Below are 16,457 nucleotides of genomic sequence, written 5' to 3'. Positions count from 1 at the left end.
TACTATGAGACGGCTTCGCCTGCCGATCAAAGGCGCGGCGCCGGCTTCAAACGACGAACCGAGGAGGACTGCACATGACGATGTTCGAGGACCGCCGAAGGATGCTCGAGGACAAATACATTCTCGACTTTGAACGTTCGTTCAAGACCAGGCGGCGTCGCGACCGGATGCTGGGGGAATGGGCTGCGGCCTCGATGCGAAAGCAAGATGTGAAAGCCTATGCCGACGAGGTCGTCGCGATCGGTAGCCGGTCCCCGCTCGACGAAACCCTGGTTCACAAGATCGTCAGTGATTTCAGGCAGGCGAGCCAGGCTGTCGATGAAGATCTGATCCGCGAGAAGATGCACCAGCTGATGTATGAAGCAGCCGAGGCCCTCGAGCAGGAGAAAGCGGCCAGCTGAACGAGGACTGCGGATTTTCCGATCGGTTGCATGTACTGCCAAGGGTCCGGATTGGGCTTGTCTTTGCTTACGCGCAGCTGAGCAGTTGACCGAAGTCAAAGTCATCCGTCGGCAGCCAGGCTAGAATCCGGTCGCGACGCATTGAGGCAAGAGGAGCAGGTTATGGACGACAATCTTCTGAAACAAAGCATCATCGATGAGTTGGATTTCGAACCGAGTGTCGATGCGGCCAGCGTTGCGGTCACCGTCAAGGACGGTGTCGTCACGCTTGGCGGACATGTCCGAACGTATTCGGAGCGCGACGCCGCTGAACGCGTTGCCGCCCGCGTCAAGGGCGTGCGCGGCATAGCGCAGGACATCCTGGTTCAGCCGCACGGGGCCAATCGCCTGGACGACGACGGGATTGCGGCCCGCGCCCTTAGCATGATCGACTGGAACGTCAACCTCCCAAGGGACGCGATCAAGGTCCGGGTCGCCGCTGGCTACGTCACCCTGACGGGTACCGTGGAGTGGCAGTATCAAAAGGATGCCGCCTGGAAAGCCGTCAGGAACCTCGAGGGCGTCGTCGGCGTCAGAAACGGGATCGAGATCGTCCCAAGCGTAGACGCCAGCGACATCAAGAAGCGGATCGAAGACGCCTTTGAGCGTGACGCCGAATTGAAAGCGAGCGCCATTAAGGTCGACGTCTCCGGTAGCAAGGTCACATTGAAGGGCACTGTCCAGACCTTTTCGGAACGAAAGCGCGCCGAGCGTGCCGCCTGGTCAGCAGCTGGCGTCAGCACCCTGGAAGACCGGATTTTGATCGGTGAAGCCTGATGGCCGGGCGGCGCTGCCGCCCGCCGGCTGGGACGACGGGATCAAGGTCGGCTTTCTATCGCGGCCGGTCGCATCAAGGCCGCGGTTTCATTTGCCGTACTGCGGGGGTTTGCCTTGCCAAGCGACAATAGTTATCACGCGGACTGGCCAGCGCAACGAGGGTTGAAGCAATGCTTACAAAGAATCTTGTGATGACCTGGGACGAGCCGGTCTATATCCATGTCCGGACGCGCCCTCCTCAGATCATCCACGACCCAAAAGAGGCCCTGGCGTTTCTGGCGAACGACTGGGCCGGATCCCGCGAGAAGCACCAGTTGGCGCGCGAACTTTGCTCTGCCGCCATTCTCGGGCAGGTTTCAAGCGAAACCGCGCGCCAAGCCTTTGTCGAGGCAGCGGAATGCGCCAAGATGAGCGTTTGTGCGCCCAAATCACATGAGTGAAGACCATCTGGACCGGGTGTCTTTGCGCCCCTCGGACGCGGCGTGACGCAACTTGGTCGACTGAGCCATCCGGTAATCTTCCCGCATGGCTCCGGTCTTGGGCATCGCCCTATTCGAACAGGGCCGCCAACAGGCTCTTTTTGTGCTCCGGCCTCTTGATCGGCACGACCCGCGCCGTTTTAACCGGCCTCGACCTGGTGTAGATCTTGAAGTTGTCGAGTTCCGGGTAAGTCTTGCCATATTCCGCCTTCAGCGAGGCGAGCTTGGTATATTCCCTCGTGCGCGCGGCCACGACCGCCATCCCCACAACACCACCTTGCGTCACATCCCATTCAAAGGACTGCGCAAAGAGCGGTGCCGCATCCTTGGCGCCGCTATCGGCCAGCGACTTCCAACCCAGCGCCTGCGCGCCCAGGGCTGATTTGGCATCGAAGACGGCGGTCCGGAAGGTCGCGATATCCTGACCGGACACTTTCAGCACCGGTGCCTTATCGGTCAGGGCGCTTGCGACCATCTCGATATATTGCTCGCGAATACCGTCCGACTTGGCCATGTTCTGCGTGGCAAGCGCATAGGCGTCGCCGACCTTGCCGAGATTACGCTGCGCGAGGATCAGACCCTCGATGTTCTTGGGATCGGAACCGTATTGCGTGGCAAGCAAGAACCAGGCGCTGGCTGCCTGCCATTGCCTCTGTGAATAGTAATACCAGCCGAACAGGCCGGCATCGTCAGCCGACTGCGCGCTCTGGACATAGGTCGAGAAAGCCTGCAGATCCTGGTCCGCCGGGCGCTGCGCCAGCTGATCGGCAGCCGCTGCCTGCCCCATGCGCCGACGAAGGCCATCAAAGGCGATGCTAACGAATTCCGACTTGCCGTCGGACAGGGTGCGGCCGAAGGCGAGCAGCGACTTGATGCCGACATCCGGCAGAAGCAGGCTTGCCTTCTGCATCGTTGCAAGGCGTTCGGGCGTACCATCGCAACGCGTCAGGATATATTTGTAGAGCTCGAAGGAGTGGTTGAAGTCGCGCGTCTTGGCGAGCGCCTCACCGACTTGCCACATCGTGTTCATGTCGCCACAGACCAGAAGGTCGGGCTGCTGGCCGGCGGTGCTGATCACCTGCGGCCAGTTCCCCTGGCCATAGGCCCGGTCGATGACCTTGCGCGATTCCGCCAGAGAGAGCTTCTTCAACAGGTCAGCCGAAGGCTTCCACTGCGGATTGGCGGTCTGAAGCCGGGCGAGCTCGGCACGGATGCCGGTATAATTGCCCTGGGCGTACATGTCCCAGAGCGGCTGCTCGTCGACGGTGGCAGCCTGGTCGAACAGATTTTCCGGCGGCTCCCAGTTCGGATAGAGAGCCTTGAGGCGGCGCAGTTCGGCGCCGAGACGCTTCAGGTCGCGGGTCGAGGCATAATAGCGAAGAGCCGTGTCGTCGACCTTCGGATCCTGCGCAGCGGCAGCCGCATCGGTCGCAGATTTCGGCGCCGGAGTGGCGCTCATAAACGGGTTCTCGCCTGCGGACGCAGCAGGAGGCGGCAAGACAGCCGGCAGCATCTTGGCGCCTGTCGAAACCATTTGCGCCTGCGGAGCCGCGGACGGAACGGCCACCGGCGGAGCCGAGGGGGCGAACGGATTTTCACCGGGCGCGACGTTCAGCACCTTCGGATCCTGCGGCGACGGCATCATGGCCGACTGACCTAAGGACGCAGCCTGCGGCGTGACAGGCATGACCGGGACAGAGGCCGCCGGCTGCGCGCTCGTCTGCGCCGTCCGGTCAATCGGCAGAATGGCCATCGAGCCTGCTTCCGCCGAAATCGGAACGACGGGAGCCGGGCTTGCGAAGGGCGACATGTCGCCCGCCTGGGTGGAGACAACTTGCGACAGGACCGGCAGCACGAGGATCGCGCAGCCGCATAGCAGAACCGTTTTTACTGAAGATCTGGCAAGCATCGGGGATACCTTTCCGCGAGAGCGATGAGACTGAGGAGATGCAGGGTCGAAGGGTAGTAATCGGTGGTCTGGAAGGCTGCGGCTCGATCAGCGGTCTTTTCGCTGCCGACGCTGCAGGAGACCAGGTCGGCGACGGCGACGTAGCCGGGATCACCCATGCCGGCGATCGGCGTTGCCGTGGCAAGCTCGATGACGGCGACCGAGGGCTCGCGCGCATTGCGCCAGCTTTTCTCATAGGTGCCAAGGACGTCCGGATAGTCGCGGGAATACCAGGCGAGATAGAGCGGTACGCGGATGGCATCGTGGCCGAACTGCGCTGGATAATCTCGCGCCGGAACCGGTCTGGCCGATGCGAGCGATATCCAGTCCGACGGCAGCGCCGCAGGCCCGAAGCGCGCGTCTCGCGTCAGCTCGAGCCCAGTCTTGATCAGCTCCTCGGCTGGAAAGGCAGCAGAGACGGCGCCAAGATCCCGGATGGCCGGAAACACCCAATAGGACAGATTGACGATCGGCCCGTCCGGCTGGTCCTTGCTGGAAAAGCCGTGAATGCCCGGCAGCAGGATCTTGCCGTAGGAACTGTCGACGACGACATTCTTGGCGATCGCGCCGGCGATCGCCTGCGCAGCCTCGCGATATCCGCCATTCTGCCACTTTTGTGCCGCGAGCGAGAGCGCCCAGGCGATCAGGAGATCACCGTCGGTCGCATTGTTCTCGTCCGTGACATGCGGCGTCGAGGCCGGATCCCAGCGCCAGGACGCCAGACCATCTCCACGGACATAGAGATTGACCTTCGTCCAGGCCCAGATCCTGTCGAAGCTGCGGCGGTCGTCGGCTTTGACGGCAAGCAGCATACCATAGCCCTGCCCTTCGCTGTGACTGATGCTATTTGCCCTCGTATCGATCACCCGGCCGTCAGAACCGACATATTTATCATGGTAGAGAAGCCAGGCCCCCGACACGTAGTCGGCCGGGATCAGGGCGGGTTCAGAGGTCTGCGCTGCCTGTACGTCGGTGAACCAAAGCAAACAGGCGAGAACACTGGCGACCCCGACCAGCCTGTTGCAGACATTCCTCCTGCTCATCGGTTGCGCCCCAGCTTGAGCAGCAGGAACGTCGAGATGCCGAGCATGATGGCGGCGCCGATCTGGGCGAGCGTATATTCCCAGACATGGTTGGAAAACCAGCCGGCGACCACGAGGCGAAGATTGCCGATGGTTGCCGCTTGCGTCTGGAAGAGGCCGACGCGTTGCGGATCGACCTGATCCACGACCTCGCCGCTGGCGCTGAACGACTGGATCGAACCGTTGAGGCGGCTCCAGGTCGTGCGCCCCATGACGGTGTCGAGACCCTCATTGAGCTGCGCGTTGGTCGGCGCCGTGATGACGGTCCAGGCGCCGCCCGGATCGACTTCGCTCTGCGCGATCATGAAGGAGGCCTTTGCCGCGGGCTGGTAGTGGCTGCGGCGGGCTGCCGTCGTGCCCGGCAGGTTGAAGGGCAGCGTGGAGAGCGTCTGCGCGGCGAAATGCGTCACCCTGTCGATGCCTTGGCCGGCCTTTTGCGCCAGTCTCCCCGCAATCCTGGTGATCCGGTCGACGGGCAAGCTGGTCTCAGCATCCGTCGCGAAGGAATGCCCGTCGCTTGCGGCATCAAGCGCGGGCGCCTGGATCTGCGCCGCCACCGCCGGCGCAAGCGCCGTCGACTGGGCTGCTGCGTTGCTAGCGCTTGCGGCACCAAGGTTTGCGCCGGCGGCAAATCCTTCAAGATCGAGACCGAGCTTCTCGGTCATTTCCGGAGGCAGGTCGCCATAGCTGCCGAAGGCCATGACGGTCGGCTGCTGGGCATCCGGCATCACGGGCGTGATATCGACCGACAGGACATGGCCGGAGGAATAGGCCATCTTGGCAAGGAAGGATGCGGCCGTATCGAGCGCCGGCGAGTTGAGGCGCGGAACGAAGACCGGCAGCGGCGCTGCCGAATTGCCCTTGCTCTTCAGCGACGAGCCGGAGACCAGCGCGGCGATATCCGGATAGCGCCCGACTCGGGCGAAATTCGGGATTTCGAGGAAGCTGTCGCCCGATATCAACAGCCGCGGACGCTCCTGCAGATTGGCGACCGGGTCGCAGACGACATCGGCGGCGGACGGCAGGCGGGCTTCGAACGTGATGGTGTTCTCGCCCGGGCGCAGCTTGTTCAGCGGAATGGGAAGACGCTGATCGCGGATAAGACCGCTTTTGCCGGCACCGAGCGGAATGTCGGAGACCACCTCGTTGTTGGCGCGCACCACGAGTTCCGCATCCTTGGAAAGGCCAGCCGCATATTGTGCGTTAAGATGCAGGACGAGAGCCGAATAGTCGCCGGGATAGAAGTCCGACGGCATCGAGAAATTGACCTGCTCCTTGTAAAGCCGGCCCGAGAACGGCTGGGTGATGAAACCCAGATTGCGCAGCGGCACCTGGGAATTCGGATCGAGCAGGCGGCCCTTCATGTTGGTGAGCGCCCGCAGGCCCTGCGGCGTGCCGTCGTGCTGCTGTTTTTCGGCCTCAGCTGTCAGAAGTGTGACGGCGGCATCGACGTCGCTCGCCGAGCGACCGGTTACCAGCAGCATCTTGCGGTTGCCGTCGGACGACGAGCGAACACTGATGCCATCCTTCAGGTTCCTGGTCGCATCGTCGCCGACGATGTCGCGCACCGTGCCGTAGGTTCCGACGACGACATCGATGCCAGGCTCGTTGGAGACGTCATGGGTGAGCTTGACCGTCGGGCGATCGAAGCTGCCGATGATCGACAGTGACTGGATGACCGAGGTGGTGCGGTCGATGTCGACGCTGTCGGCGCCCTGGACGAGATGTCCACGGATCGGCGTGCGGCCGTTGGCGATGCCGCCAAGCGCGATGAGATCGGGCATCGAGGCCGCGTCGCTGCGGGTCGCGCCCGAGAAGACGAATCCGCTCCTTTCCGGATCGATCTGCGTCCAGAGTTCATAGGTGGCATCGATCGAGCAGTCGACGCGATGCTTTTGCTCGACGAGGACAGAAACCGCGTTGTATCCCGGCTGGATGAGACCGTTCGGGACGTTGAACTCGACGCGATGGGCGTCGCCTGCAGTCAGATGGACGCTGCCAAGCTCCTGGTCGTTGACGAAGACGCGCAGTTGGGACCGCTCCGGCGCTGCCGAAATGGCCGTCTGCAGCGTCAGCACCAATTTGGTGGCGCCCGCGATTTCGGCCGGCAGCGCATAGAACGGATATTCGCTGCTGGCGCTTTCGCCGTTGAAGAAGAAGGCGCTGCGGTCGCCGGCGATGCGCCGTAGATTGCCCTCATCGGCAACAGGCTGAGACGTGGCGGCCTGCTTGACGGCAATATCCGACAACGAAAAGCCCGCATCCTCTGCCATTGCGCCTGATGTCAGCGCCGCAAGCGCAACGCCTGCCATGGCGATTTTGTACCGAACGAGAGAACTCACAACACACCTCCCTTCGCGTTGACGGAAGCCGCTGCCTGGGGCGCATTGCCTGCCGCAGGGGCTTGAGTGATCTTCTGCTGCTTCATGGTTGCGTCTGCGGATCCGCTGGTCATCGCAAGGCCGAGGGCTGTGAACGGACAGGTCACCGCCCAGCGGATAAAGGCGAGGCTCGAGCCAACGAGGCTGCGGCGCTTCTGGCGCATGGTGCGCAGGCCACGGACCTGGGTCAGATCGCGCAGGATAAGCTCTGCTATGATCGGATAGTGATGCGGATCCGGATCGAACTTCAGGCTGATCTCACCGTTTTCGAGACCGGTTTGAGCACCAATCGTGATCGGCATCGTCGGCACGATGAGTTCCGGCGGCAGCGAAAGCAGCGACAGGCGGCCGTAATCGCCCTTGCGAAGCGAGATGCCAGGCGCCTGCTTGAGCACGAGCGTAGCGCCGGACGCGGATGCCTGGCTGATCGAGCCGCTCACGATCGCATCCCCGAAAATCAAGTCGACATTGGCATTGGTCGGCAGCTCGATGCCGGAGACATCGCTGCGCTTTTCCGTCACCACGCCGAGCGCTGCGCCGGCAATGATCAGGTTGAACCAGTTCCAGCCGCCGACGATGAGCAGGAGACCGCTGATCTCAGGCTCGGTCGTGTAGCGATAGGCTGCCACGAAGAGCGTTGCGCCGAGCAAGGCGAAGATCGCGAAATACGGCATTGCCAGTTCGGAGAGATGATCTCCCTTCGTCATCTGCCCCTTGGCCGTGACGTTGAAGGTTGGCCGGCGCGGCTGCAGGATGACGCTGATGATGGCGCGAACCAGATAGACGGACTGGACATATTCGTAGAGTTCCGAAATCCAGGGCCAGCGCACGCTGCCATAGAGATAGTTTCGGATCATTTCGCCGACGATCAGATAGGTGACCGTGTGGGCCATGAAGTCTTCGGACGAGGCGATGAAGATCTTCATGTTGAAGATGATGAACAGCAGCGGCGCGAAGAAGAAAATCGCCCGCATGAAGGGGAAGAACCAGAACAGAGCGCTCGACAGATAACAGACGCGCTGTGGCAGGGTCAGACCGGCCTTGAAGAGTGGATTCTTCAGAAGCAGGATCTGGATCATGCCCCGGCACCACCGCGAACGCTGCCCGATGAAGCTTGCAAAGGTTTCCGGCTGCAGGCCTGAGATCAGCGGCTTGTCGACATAGACGCTGTTCCAGCCGCGCGAATGAAGCTCGAGGGCCGTTTCACAATCCTCGGTGATGGTAATGCCCGAGAAGCCACCGACTTCTTCGAGCGCCTCGCGGCGCAGGACGGCTGCGGAACCGCAGAAAAAGGAGGCGTTCCAGCGGTCGAGACCCTTCTGAACCTTGCCGTAGAACATCTCGTTCTCCGACGGCATGTGCTTGAAGGTGCCGAGATTGCGCTCGATCGGATCCGGGTTGGAAAAGAAGTGCGGCGTCTGAACGAGAAAGAGCTTTTCATCGTCCCTGAAATATCCGACGGTTTCACGCAGGAAGTTACGCTCCGGCGCATGGTCGGCGTCGAAGACGACGACCAGATCACTGTGCGTCCGCATCAGGCCGCTATTGAGGTTGCCAGCCTTGGCATGCACGTTTTCGGCTCGCGTCATGTAGGTGACGCCCAGATCGGCACAAAGATCCTTCAGGATTTCGGCGCGGCGATGTGCTTCCTCCGAGACTGCCGGATCCGGCGAATTGCGCTTCTGATCCGTGCCGCCGTCATCGAGCAGGAAAACGTTCAACTTGTCCTTCGGATAGTGCATGGCTTTGGCGGAGGCCAGCGTCAGCGCAAGGATGTCCCGGCTTTCGTTATACGACGGGACAAAGACATCAACGGTCGGGCATTCCTCGTCGGCGAGCTTCGGAGCCGGGTCCCGATCCAGGGGATCAGAGACGACGAAGAGACTGATGCCGAGCATCACGATGCAATACATTTCTGAGATATAGAGTATAATTCCCGGTATGAACGAATATAGATCCTCCACAGGAGGAAGCGTGCTTGTTGTACGCCAGTAAGCATATCTGAGGACGACAACGGTTCCCAAGGCGAGAAATATGTGCCTCCAGACACCGTCCAATCGCAGGACCGTAATAATGCCAAGTACGGCGATGACAAATACGGATAGAACGACCTGTACAGAGTTGCCGAGTGGTTGAGTTATCAGAAATACCGCTAAGGCAGTACTGAACGACCACAGAATAAATGATAAAGCTTTACTCATTTCCTGCTCCTATACGCGATACTGACGCAACGTTAAGGAGGCATTAGCCATTTAATGAAAAATTAGCAATATAAGATACGTCGAGCTCTTCTGCCTCCCTATTGCCCATTCGTTATGAAATAGTGCCCACTACTTCGGCAATAGTTTCGCGGTGCGGCAGATATGTACCAGGATGAAACAACTATAGTTAGCCTCTTGAGCCGATTAATCGTTATACCGTGAAATTCTCTGCTCAAGTATTGGGCAGGATAAAATGCGAGAAAGAAAGTATTGTTGGTTAACGCCTGCAACTCAAAGAGAGAGCAATGAAAGTATCTCGGCCACAATGCAAGCAGGGGTCGTGCGGCATCAATAAAGGAGATTGAGAAGGATCATTTCGAGTTTATACGCCGGCACCGCGCAGCAGCGGCAAAGCTTTCCGCATCACGAGATCTCTAGCATATGCAGCAGTGGGTTTGATGTTTGTCAATGCCGGCCTGGCCGGCTCCGGTATTTTCGATCTATGACGAGGACAAGGAAGCCGGACGTGATTGTTTCAAGCGACGGACATCGGATGGATATTTCTGCAGTTGGCATCCTTGCCTGCTCAGCCATTTTGCTTCTTTTGTTGCCAGACCTCCCATCCGAGCCGGTTCTCTCCATCAATCTGGCGATCTGCGGGATCGGCCTTTTCTGCGCGCGACGCGACCGCCCACTGGACTCCTCCTGTGAACGACTTGCCATATCTGCCTGGCTGGCCATCGTTCCATGGCTGTTGGCGCTTGATACAATTGGCTCGGGAATATCCCTCCTGTTCTCCGCGATATTGTTTGGACAGGCGGTGCGCTGCCTGACCCGCCAGGATCGTGCGCCCGCGGCGGCCGCAGACAAGACGTCGCAATGGACACGCCCGTTTTTCTACGACGAGCCGCCCAGGCCAATGCAATAGGAAGAATGCCGGCAGATGGACGGCAAAAAGCGGCCCGGGGTGCCGACGTTTAACGCTCGACGAAAGCTTGGTCGCTTGACTGTCGTCAATGTCAACGCTGCTGATATTGGCAGAATTGCGGCCTCACCGCCAAAGGAGCCGCTGATGCATGCCCCACCATCCCCTGTCCCTCAAAGCCTCGACGCGCTCGCCTGCCCGGAAAAATACTGGACGAAGACAGGATGTGAGATCGTCGTGTCACTTGCAACGTCGGCGACAAACGGACTGTCGTCCGATGAGGCGGCCGCGCGCCTTCGGGTAGTCGGAAGCAACTCTATCCGAACGGCGCACACAGGCGGTGCGCTACGCACCCTTGCGGCCCAATTCCGCAGCCCTCTCGTCCTGGTTCTGGTGTTTGCTGCAGTCGTCGCTGCAGCCTTCGGCGAAAAGCACGATGCCATCATCATCGGCGTCATCGTCCTTGCAAGCTGCCTGCTGGGGTTTTCGCAAGAATATGGAGCCCAGCGCGCGGTGGAGGCGCTAAAGAGGCGCGTGTCGCTGACGACGACGGTGCGGCGGGACGGGACATCGGTCATCTTACCCGCCAACGAAATCGTTCCCGGAGATCTGATCGAACTGTCTGCCGGTAGCCTCATCCCGGCAGATGCGGTCATCCTCGAGGCACAGGACCTGAATGTCAGCGAAGCCTCACTGACCGGAGAGACGTTTCCCGTCTCCAAGGCGCCCGGGAAGGCGGCGCCGGAGGCTGCACTTTCTGGCCGGCTCAACTGCGTATTTACCGGCACGTCGGTTCGAAGTGGAACCGCGACGGTCGTCGCGGTCGCGACCGGGAACCGGACCGAATTTGCTTCGATCGCAAGCGCGGTCGCCCGCCAGATACCGGAGACCGATTTTGCCAAGGGCATCCGTCACTTCGGCTACCTTATGACCAAGGTGATGCTTTGCATCGTTCTGGTCGTCTTTGTCGCCAACCTTGTCCTTCACAGGCCGCTTGTCGATTCTCTGCTGTTTTCTCTTGCCCTTGCCGTCGGGCTCACGCCCGAACTTCTACCGGCAATCATCAGCGTGACGCTTGCCAGGGGCGCAAGGATCATGTCTCGCGCCGGCGTGATTGTTCGTCGGCTGGAAGCGATGGAAAATCTCGGCAGCATGGACGTCTTGTGCACCGACAAGACGGGAACGCTGACGACGGGTGTGATCGATCTCGACCGTTGCGTCACAGCCGACGGCAAGGATTCGCAAGCCGTGGCGCATCTCGGCTGGTTGAACGCCACAATGCAGAGCGGTATGCGCAACCCCCTCGACGATGCAGTCAAGCAATCCCTGGCGGAGAGGAATTTTCCCTCCTCCTACCGCAAATGCGGCGAGATCCCCTACGACTTCTTGAGAAAGCGCCTATCCGTCATCGTGGAAGGTCCGGATTGTCCCAGACGGCTGATCGCCAAGGGCGCGGTGTCAAACATTCTGGAAGTCTGCACCCATGCCGTCTCGTCAACCGGAAAGACGATTGCGCTCGATGAAGCGATGAGGGCCGACATAGACACAAGGTACCGTGACTGGGGAACGGCAGGATTGCGCGTGATCGCGGTCGCGACCAAGGAGCTTGCGAGCGATCGGATTTCCAAGGAGGACGAGACGGGGCTGAAACTTGAAGGCTTCCTGCTATTTATCGATCCACCCAAGCCCGATGCGGCCGTCGCGCTTTCCAGCCTCTCGGCACGGGGGATTAAAACGAAGGTGATATCCGGGGACAACCGATTTGTGGTCGCCCACCTTGCGCGCACGATCGGGCTGGGATGCGACCGGGTGCTGACCGGATCGGATATCGCGGCCATGAGCAATGACGCGCTTTTTGCGCGGGCGACCAAAACCGACCTGTTCGTCGAGATTGATCCCAATCAGAAGGAGCGCATCATTGCCGCCCTGCGCAAGTCGGGTCATGTCGTCGGCTATATGGGGGACGGGATCAACGATGCGCCTGCTTTGCACGCCGATGTCGGCATTTCGGTAGACAGCGCCGTCGACGTCGCCCGCGAGGCCGCTGACATCGTACTCTTGCAACGTGATCTTTCGGTCCTTGCCCGCGGTGTCGACGACGGACGTCGCACATTTGCGAACACCCTCAAATATATATCGATCGCAACCAGCGCGAATTTCGGAAACATGGCCAGCATGGCGGCAGCCTCGATGGCCCTTCCCTTCCTGCCCCTGCTGGCCAAACAGATTCTTTTGAACAATCTGCTGTCGGATATCCCTTCGATGGCGATCGCCACCGACAATGTCGATTCAACGACCCTGCGCCGGCCCCAACAATGGGATATCGCCCGCATACAGCGTTTCATGTTGTGGTTCGGACCGCTGAGTTCCGTGTTCGACATCCTGACATTCGTTTTTCTTCTGGCTGTCGCTGCAGCAGGCGCGGAGCAGTTTCGTTCCGGCTGGTTCGTGGAATCCCTGATCACCCAGCTCTCGACGATGCTGGTCGTGCGGACACCCGGGCCGTTCTGGAAAAGTCGGCCCGGCCCTCTTCTTCTTTCGGCGACAATTGCTGTGGCAATTCTGGGTACTGCGCTCCCCTATCTCCCGTTCGCCGGCGTGTTTGGATTTGTCCCGATTCCCGGTTCGATCCTGGCTGGGCTCTTTGGCATTTCGCTTGCATTCGTCGTGTCGCTTGAGGCGGTCAAGCGGGTCTATTTTCGAAAGCAGCCACAGGGCAGGCGAAAGAAAAGTCGGGCATTGGCGCGCTCCAGGCAGGCATCGGCCCTTGACCCCGATCAAGGCTGAAGCATCGCTTGCATCGTATCTTTGGTCCGCCGGCGCTGGACAAGCCGTCTTCCGTTCCTGGGGCTGGCGGCCGCGACGAGACTTGGCTAACCGAGAACTGCGAAGAGAAATGGGAGCAGCTGCCAATGTATAAGACTATCGTCTGCGCGATCGGACTGGGCTCGCGGGAGCGGGCGCGGCAGTTGGTGGCCACCTCTATCACCCTGCTGGCCCCCGGTGGAGACCTGCACCTGGTGCACGTCGTTGAAGGCTTTCCGGCCGTCTCGCCGCAGCATCCCGAGCCACGCGCTGTCGAGCTGTTGAAAGATGCGGATCACAAACTCGTCGAGATAACCCGATCTCTGCCGCTGAAACCGATCATGCATGTGTGCACAGGCGAAGCTGTGCACACAATCATAAGGATTGCAGAGGAGGTCGGTGCCGACTGCATCGTGATTGGCGCCCATCCCGAAGACATTCTGGATAAGTTTTTCGGCTCAATCGTTGACCGCATAATCCACAAGGCCCGTTGCTCCGTCCACATATGCCGGCTGGCCTAAAATGAGACTGGAACGCGATCCCAATACTGTCATTGTTGCCTTTTCTCACTCTCGGCGGTCGGCGGCGACGATCAGCCAGGGCAACGAAGCCCGAGCGCAGCTACAAAGCTAGCGCTGATGTCCCAAGAACGCCGGTATGAGAAATTGAGCAAACGGAAGCGCAAGCTCCAAGTGGCGGGGCTGATAAAAATGCTCCTCGTGAAGCAGGTTCATGGAACCAAGCGCCTCGCCATTATAAACCACCGGAACGGTAATGGCTGATCCGAGCCCAAGGCTCGCAATCAGCTCATGATCAAAAAAAGCCCAGCTCATCGCATCCATATCGGTTCCGAGGAAGGGCTCCTTGTTTTGCAACACCTTTTCCCCCCACGCCGTCGGTCCCATCCGTTTGCTGGCCGACACGGGATAGGTTTCCGGTAATGTCGAATAGACGCGCCTCATGGTAAGGCCGTCGACGCACAGAAACGTGAGCAACTTATATCCAACCGTTTCCGCAAGAACCTCGCGGAGCGCGGCATAGAGGCGATCGGGCTGATTGGGCTCGGCGAGCAGGGATAGCAACTGCTGCATAGTGCGTTTCCTGTTATTGGGCGTGCTCTCCATCATAGGGCGACGGCGATGCGTAAATGCACGCACAAAAGGCAGCCTAAAGCACACCAATTAGAAACCAGAGCAAAAAATAGGCAAGCAAAATATTTGTGCACCCCCGCATTGACGGCAGCGATTTCGAGCGATACTATCCGATTTCAGGATGCGATAACCGAATATCGGACATCATGAGCGAAACTTTAAAGACCGTCGAGAAAACTCTCCAGGTTCTGCGAGCCTTCCGGCGCGGCGAGACGGAGCTCAGCACGGCGGAAATCTGCAGAAAGCTCAAAGTCTCCAGAACTGCCGTGACGCGGATACTGACCACATTGGAACAGGCAGGCTTCCTGGAACGGGCTTCCGACGGTGTGAAGTACCGCATCGGCGTAACCGCCTGCGAGGTCGGCGCACTTTACTTGACTGACAATCCGCTCACAAAGATTGCAGACCAGACGATGCTCCATCTGACGCAGCAAACAGGATTTACCTCCTATCTGGGCAAGCTTTACGGCGACGAGATTGTTATTTTGGGCGTGCGCGAGGGAAGCCAGCCCATTCGCTTCCTCTGGACGCCGGGCGATCGACTGCCGGCGGCGACGACTGCGACCGGAAAAGCGATGCTCCTGTCGATGGATAAATCCGAGCTCGATCGGATTCTCGGGGTCGATCGGCTGACTGGCTTGACCGCACAATCGCTGCAGACGCGGGACGATCTTGACCGCCAGCTTGCACGGCATCGTGCGCGACGCTGGGTACCAATGATGGAGGAGAGCTATCCCGGTGTCTGCGGCGTGGGTGCCGCAATCGTCGACGTTACCGGCGCTCCGATAGCTGGCATCAGCCTCAGCTTTCTCGGCGCGGCAAGCGATGGCGCGGATTTTGACCGCTACGGAGACCTCATCGTCGCGGCGGCTGATGCTATTTCACACAAGCTTCGCGCCCAGGAGAGCTATTTTCCCTCGACCAAAGGCGAGCAGGACAATCGCGGCTTCAGAGCTCCGATCAACAGCTCTCCCTTGCCTGCGATGGATGACAACCAAGAGACATGAAAAGCCAAAGAAGAAGGGAACAGCAATGCGCACTACAAAGTATACTTATGGTGTCTCACGCCGCTCGATTCGACTTCTCGCATCACTTGCAACCCTGAGCACACTCTTCGCGAACGTCGCGAACGCGACCGAATGCAATCCGAATGAAAAAACGACCGGCGTCACCAAGACGGAAATCAAACTTGGTTCGCTGATGCCGTTGAGCGGCTCAGCAGCCGCAGGCGGTATCGGTGCCCGAGCCGGCGCCCAAGCATACTACGACATCATCAATGACGCGGGCGGCATCCAGGGACGAAAGATCAAGTATACCGTCCTCGACGATCAATATACTCCATCGGTAGCGCAACAGCAGATTCGCACGCTTATTCAGCGCGAAGGCGTATTTGCGATCGCCGGCGGCGAAGGAACACCAAATTTTCTCGCAACCGTTCCCTTCATCGAACGCTCCGGCGTACCGGCCATTGCCCCCTATGCTCCGTCCAGCGAGCTCGGCACGATGAAGACGCCTCATGTCTTCATGACGGCGGTCAACTACATCACCGAATTTCAAATCATGACCGACTACGTGGTCAAGAATTTCAAACCCAAGTCACTCGGACTTGTCGGCGTCCAGGGCAATGTCGGCGACGATTCCAAAGCCGGGATGGATGCCGCTGTCAAAGGCACCGACATCAAGGTAAACTATATCCCGGAAGTGCCGGGCACAGCTGACATGACACCGATCGCAACACAATTGCGCGACGCCAATGCCGACTGGGTGTTCCTGATCCTGACCAATGCCGATACCGGTCAATTGCTCGAATCCATGTCACGTATCGGCTACAAGCCGCAGACCGCGGCCTGGGCCGGCATGGACGACGAGAACTACATCAAGGGTTTCGGTCATTTGTCGCAGGGTATGATCATTGCCGAAGAGACCGCAAAACTCGATAGCGCGGACCCGTTGGTCAAGAAGTTCGTCTCCGACTTCAAGGCAAAGACTGGACGCGATCCCGGCAAGTTCGAAGAGCTTGGATGGAGCCAGGCGCAGATTACCGTCAAGGCCCTTCAGGACAGCAAGGCCCTGACGCGCTCCTGCCTGATGGCATCCTTGGAAAGCATGAAGAATTTCGAGACGGGCATTCTCCCGCCCATAACATTCGGACCTGAATTGCGACAGGGTGTAAATGCTGTCGGTCTCGTGAAGCTGGAAGGCGACAAAACCAAGGAAGTCATGCCGTTCACCTCTGTCAAATAGTTACCCGTTCAAGGGGGAAGCCTT

Annotated in this window: 13 protein-coding genes; 8 read left to right on the top strand and 5 right to left on the bottom strand. The window is 59.6% G+C overall.

What is annotated here, in order from left to right; translation table 11 throughout:
- Positions 1-74: 74 nt before the first annotated feature.
- The 3 genes from EV561_RS29990 to EV561_RS29980 all read left to right on the top strand — a co-directional run bounded on the left by EV561_RS29990 (position 75) and on the right by EV561_RS29980 (position 1,657).
- Positions 75-401, top strand: a complete 327-nt coding sequence (locus EV561_RS29990; protein ID WP_132527385.1) for an ATPase inhibitor subunit zeta — start codon at positions 75-77, stop codon at positions 399-401.
- Positions 402-563: 162 nt separating this feature from the next.
- Positions 564-1,217: a BON domain-containing protein gene (locus EV561_RS29985; RefSeq protein ID WP_132527383.1), complete on the top strand. Its 654-nt coding sequence runs from the start codon at positions 564-566 to the stop codon at positions 1,215-1,217.
- 170 nt (positions 1,218-1,387) lie between these two features.
- Complete coding sequence (locus tag EV561_RS29980) at positions 1,388-1,657, top strand: DUF982 domain-containing protein (RefSeq protein ID WP_132527381.1); 270 nt, start codon at positions 1,388-1,390, stop codon at positions 1,655-1,657.
- A gap of 109 nt (positions 1,658-1,766) precedes the next feature.
- Here EV561_RS29980 and EV561_RS29975 read toward each other — a convergent pair whose 3' ends face one another.
- The 4 genes from EV561_RS29975 to bcsA are packed head-to-tail and all read right to left on the bottom strand — an operon-like array spanning position 1,767 to position 9,308.
- The gene (locus tag EV561_RS29975; protein ID WP_132527379.1) at positions 1,767-3,605 is read right to left on the bottom strand and encodes a hypothetical protein; all 1,839 of its coding nucleotides are present in this window, start codon (positions 3,603-3,605) and stop codon (positions 1,767-1,769) included.
- A complete protein-coding gene (locus EV561_RS29970) occupies positions 3,584-4,687 on the bottom strand; it encodes a glycosyl hydrolase family 8 (protein WP_132527377.1) in 1,104 nt (367 codons plus the stop codon). The genes EV561_RS29975 and EV561_RS29970 overlap by 22 nt, the downstream gene beginning before the upstream one ends.
- Positions 4,684-7,068, bottom strand: coding sequence for a cellulose biosynthesis cyclic di-GMP-binding regulatory protein BcsB (locus EV561_RS29965; RefSeq protein WP_132527375.1), 2,385 nt, complete (start codon positions 7,066-7,068; stop codon positions 4,684-4,686). Before EV561_RS29965 ends, EV561_RS29970 begins: the two co-directional genes overlap by 4 nt.
- Positions 7,065-9,308, bottom strand: coding sequence for a UDP-forming cellulose synthase catalytic subunit (gene bcsA / locus EV561_RS29960; protein WP_132527373.1), 2,244 nt, complete (start codon positions 9,306-9,308; stop codon positions 7,065-7,067). Before bcsA ends, EV561_RS29965 begins: the two co-directional genes overlap by 4 nt.
- Before the next feature lie 526 nt (positions 9,309-9,834).
- Between bcsA and EV561_RS29955 the strand changes: the two genes are divergently transcribed.
- The 3 genes from EV561_RS29955 to EV561_RS29945 all read left to right on the top strand — a co-directional run bounded on the left by EV561_RS29955 (position 9,835) and on the right by EV561_RS29945 (position 13,559).
- A complete protein-coding gene (locus tag EV561_RS29955; RefSeq protein ID WP_132527371.1) occupies positions 9,835-10,236 on the top strand; it encodes a hypothetical protein in 402 nt (133 codons plus the stop codon).
- Positions 10,237-10,380: 144 nt separating this feature from the next.
- Positions 10,381-13,020: a magnesium-translocating P-type ATPase gene (gene mgtA, locus EV561_RS29950; RefSeq protein ID WP_132527369.1), complete on the top strand. Its 2,640-nt coding sequence runs from the start codon at positions 10,381-10,383 to the stop codon at positions 13,018-13,020.
- A gap of 125 nt (positions 13,021-13,145) precedes the next feature.
- Positions 13,146-13,559 (top strand): universal stress protein, encoded by a 414-nt coding sequence (locus tag EV561_RS29945; RefSeq protein ID WP_132527367.1) that lies wholly within the window; start codon positions 13,146-13,148, stop codon positions 13,557-13,559.
- A 108-nt stretch (positions 13,560-13,667) separates the two neighbouring features.
- Here EV561_RS29945 and EV561_RS29940 read toward each other — a convergent pair whose 3' ends face one another.
- On the bottom strand, positions 13,668-14,129 hold the full coding sequence (locus tag EV561_RS29940) for a GAF domain-containing protein (RefSeq protein ID WP_132527365.1): 462 nt from the start codon (positions 14,127-14,129) through the stop codon (positions 13,668-13,670).
- 206 nt (positions 14,130-14,335) lie between these two features.
- On the opposite strand from EV561_RS29940, the gene EV561_RS29935 reads away from it, so the two are divergent.
- On the top strand, positions 14,336-15,196 hold the full coding sequence (locus EV561_RS29935) for an IclR family transcriptional regulator (RefSeq protein ID WP_132527363.1): 861 nt from the start codon (positions 14,336-14,338) through the stop codon (positions 15,194-15,196).
- Between the two features lie 25 nt (positions 15,197-15,221).
- Positions 15,222-16,433 carry an ABC transporter substrate-binding protein gene (locus tag EV561_RS29930; protein WP_165927958.1) on the top strand — a complete coding sequence of 404 codons (1,212 nt, stop codon included), beginning with the start codon at positions 15,222-15,224 and terminating at the stop codon, positions 16,431-16,433.
- Positions 16,434-16,457: the final 24 nt, after the last annotated feature.

The organism is Rhizobium sp. BK376, assembly GCF_004341625.1.
Lineage (GTDB): Bacteria > Pseudomonadota > Alphaproteobacteria > Rhizobiales > Rhizobiaceae > Rhizobium.
Note: the sequence above shows the minus strand (reverse complement) of the source record. Positions and strands in the feature narration are given on the sequence as shown.

What these genes read in the sequence shown, in the direction of transcription:
- bcsA (WP_132527373.1), bottom strand. Translation starts at nt 9,308, where the DNA reads ATGAGTAAAGCTTTATCATTTATTCTGTGGTCGTTCAGTACTGCCTTA.
- EV561_RS29935 (WP_132527363.1), top strand. Translation starts at nt 14,336, where the DNA reads ATGAGCGAAACTTTAAAGACCGTCGAGAAAACTCTCCAGGTTCTGCGA.
- EV561_RS29970 (WP_132527377.1), bottom strand. Translation starts at nt 4,687, where the DNA reads ATGAGCAGGAGGAATGTCTGCAACAGGCTGGTCGGGGTCGCCAGTGTT.
- EV561_RS29930 (WP_165927958.1), top strand. Translation starts at nt 15,222, where the DNA reads ATGCGCACTACAAAGTATACTTATGGTGTCTCACGCCGCTCGATTCGA.
- mgtA (WP_132527369.1), top strand. Translation starts at nt 10,381, where the DNA reads ATGCATGCCCCACCATCCCCTGTCCCTCAAAGCCTCGACGCGCTCGCC.
- EV561_RS29940 (WP_132527365.1), bottom strand. Translation starts at nt 14,129, where the DNA reads ATGCAGCAGTTGCTATCCCTGCTCGCCGAGCCCAATCAGCCCGATCGC.
- EV561_RS29990 (WP_132527385.1), top strand. Translation starts at nt 75, where the DNA reads ATGACGATGTTCGAGGACCGCCGAAGGATGCTCGAGGACAAATACATT.
- EV561_RS29975 (WP_132527379.1), bottom strand. Translation starts at nt 3,605, where the DNA reads ATGCTTGCCAGATCTTCAGTAAAAACGGTTCTGCTATGCGGCTGCGCG.
- EV561_RS29980 (WP_132527381.1), top strand. Translation starts at nt 1,388, where the DNA reads ATGCTTACAAAGAATCTTGTGATGACCTGGGACGAGCCGGTCTATATC.
- EV561_RS29985 (WP_132527383.1), top strand. Translation starts at nt 564, where the DNA reads ATGGACGACAATCTTCTGAAACAAAGCATCATCGATGAGTTGGATTTC.
- EV561_RS29945 (WP_132527367.1), top strand. Translation starts at nt 13,146, where the DNA reads ATGTATAAGACTATCGTCTGCGCGATCGGACTGGGCTCGCGGGAGCGG.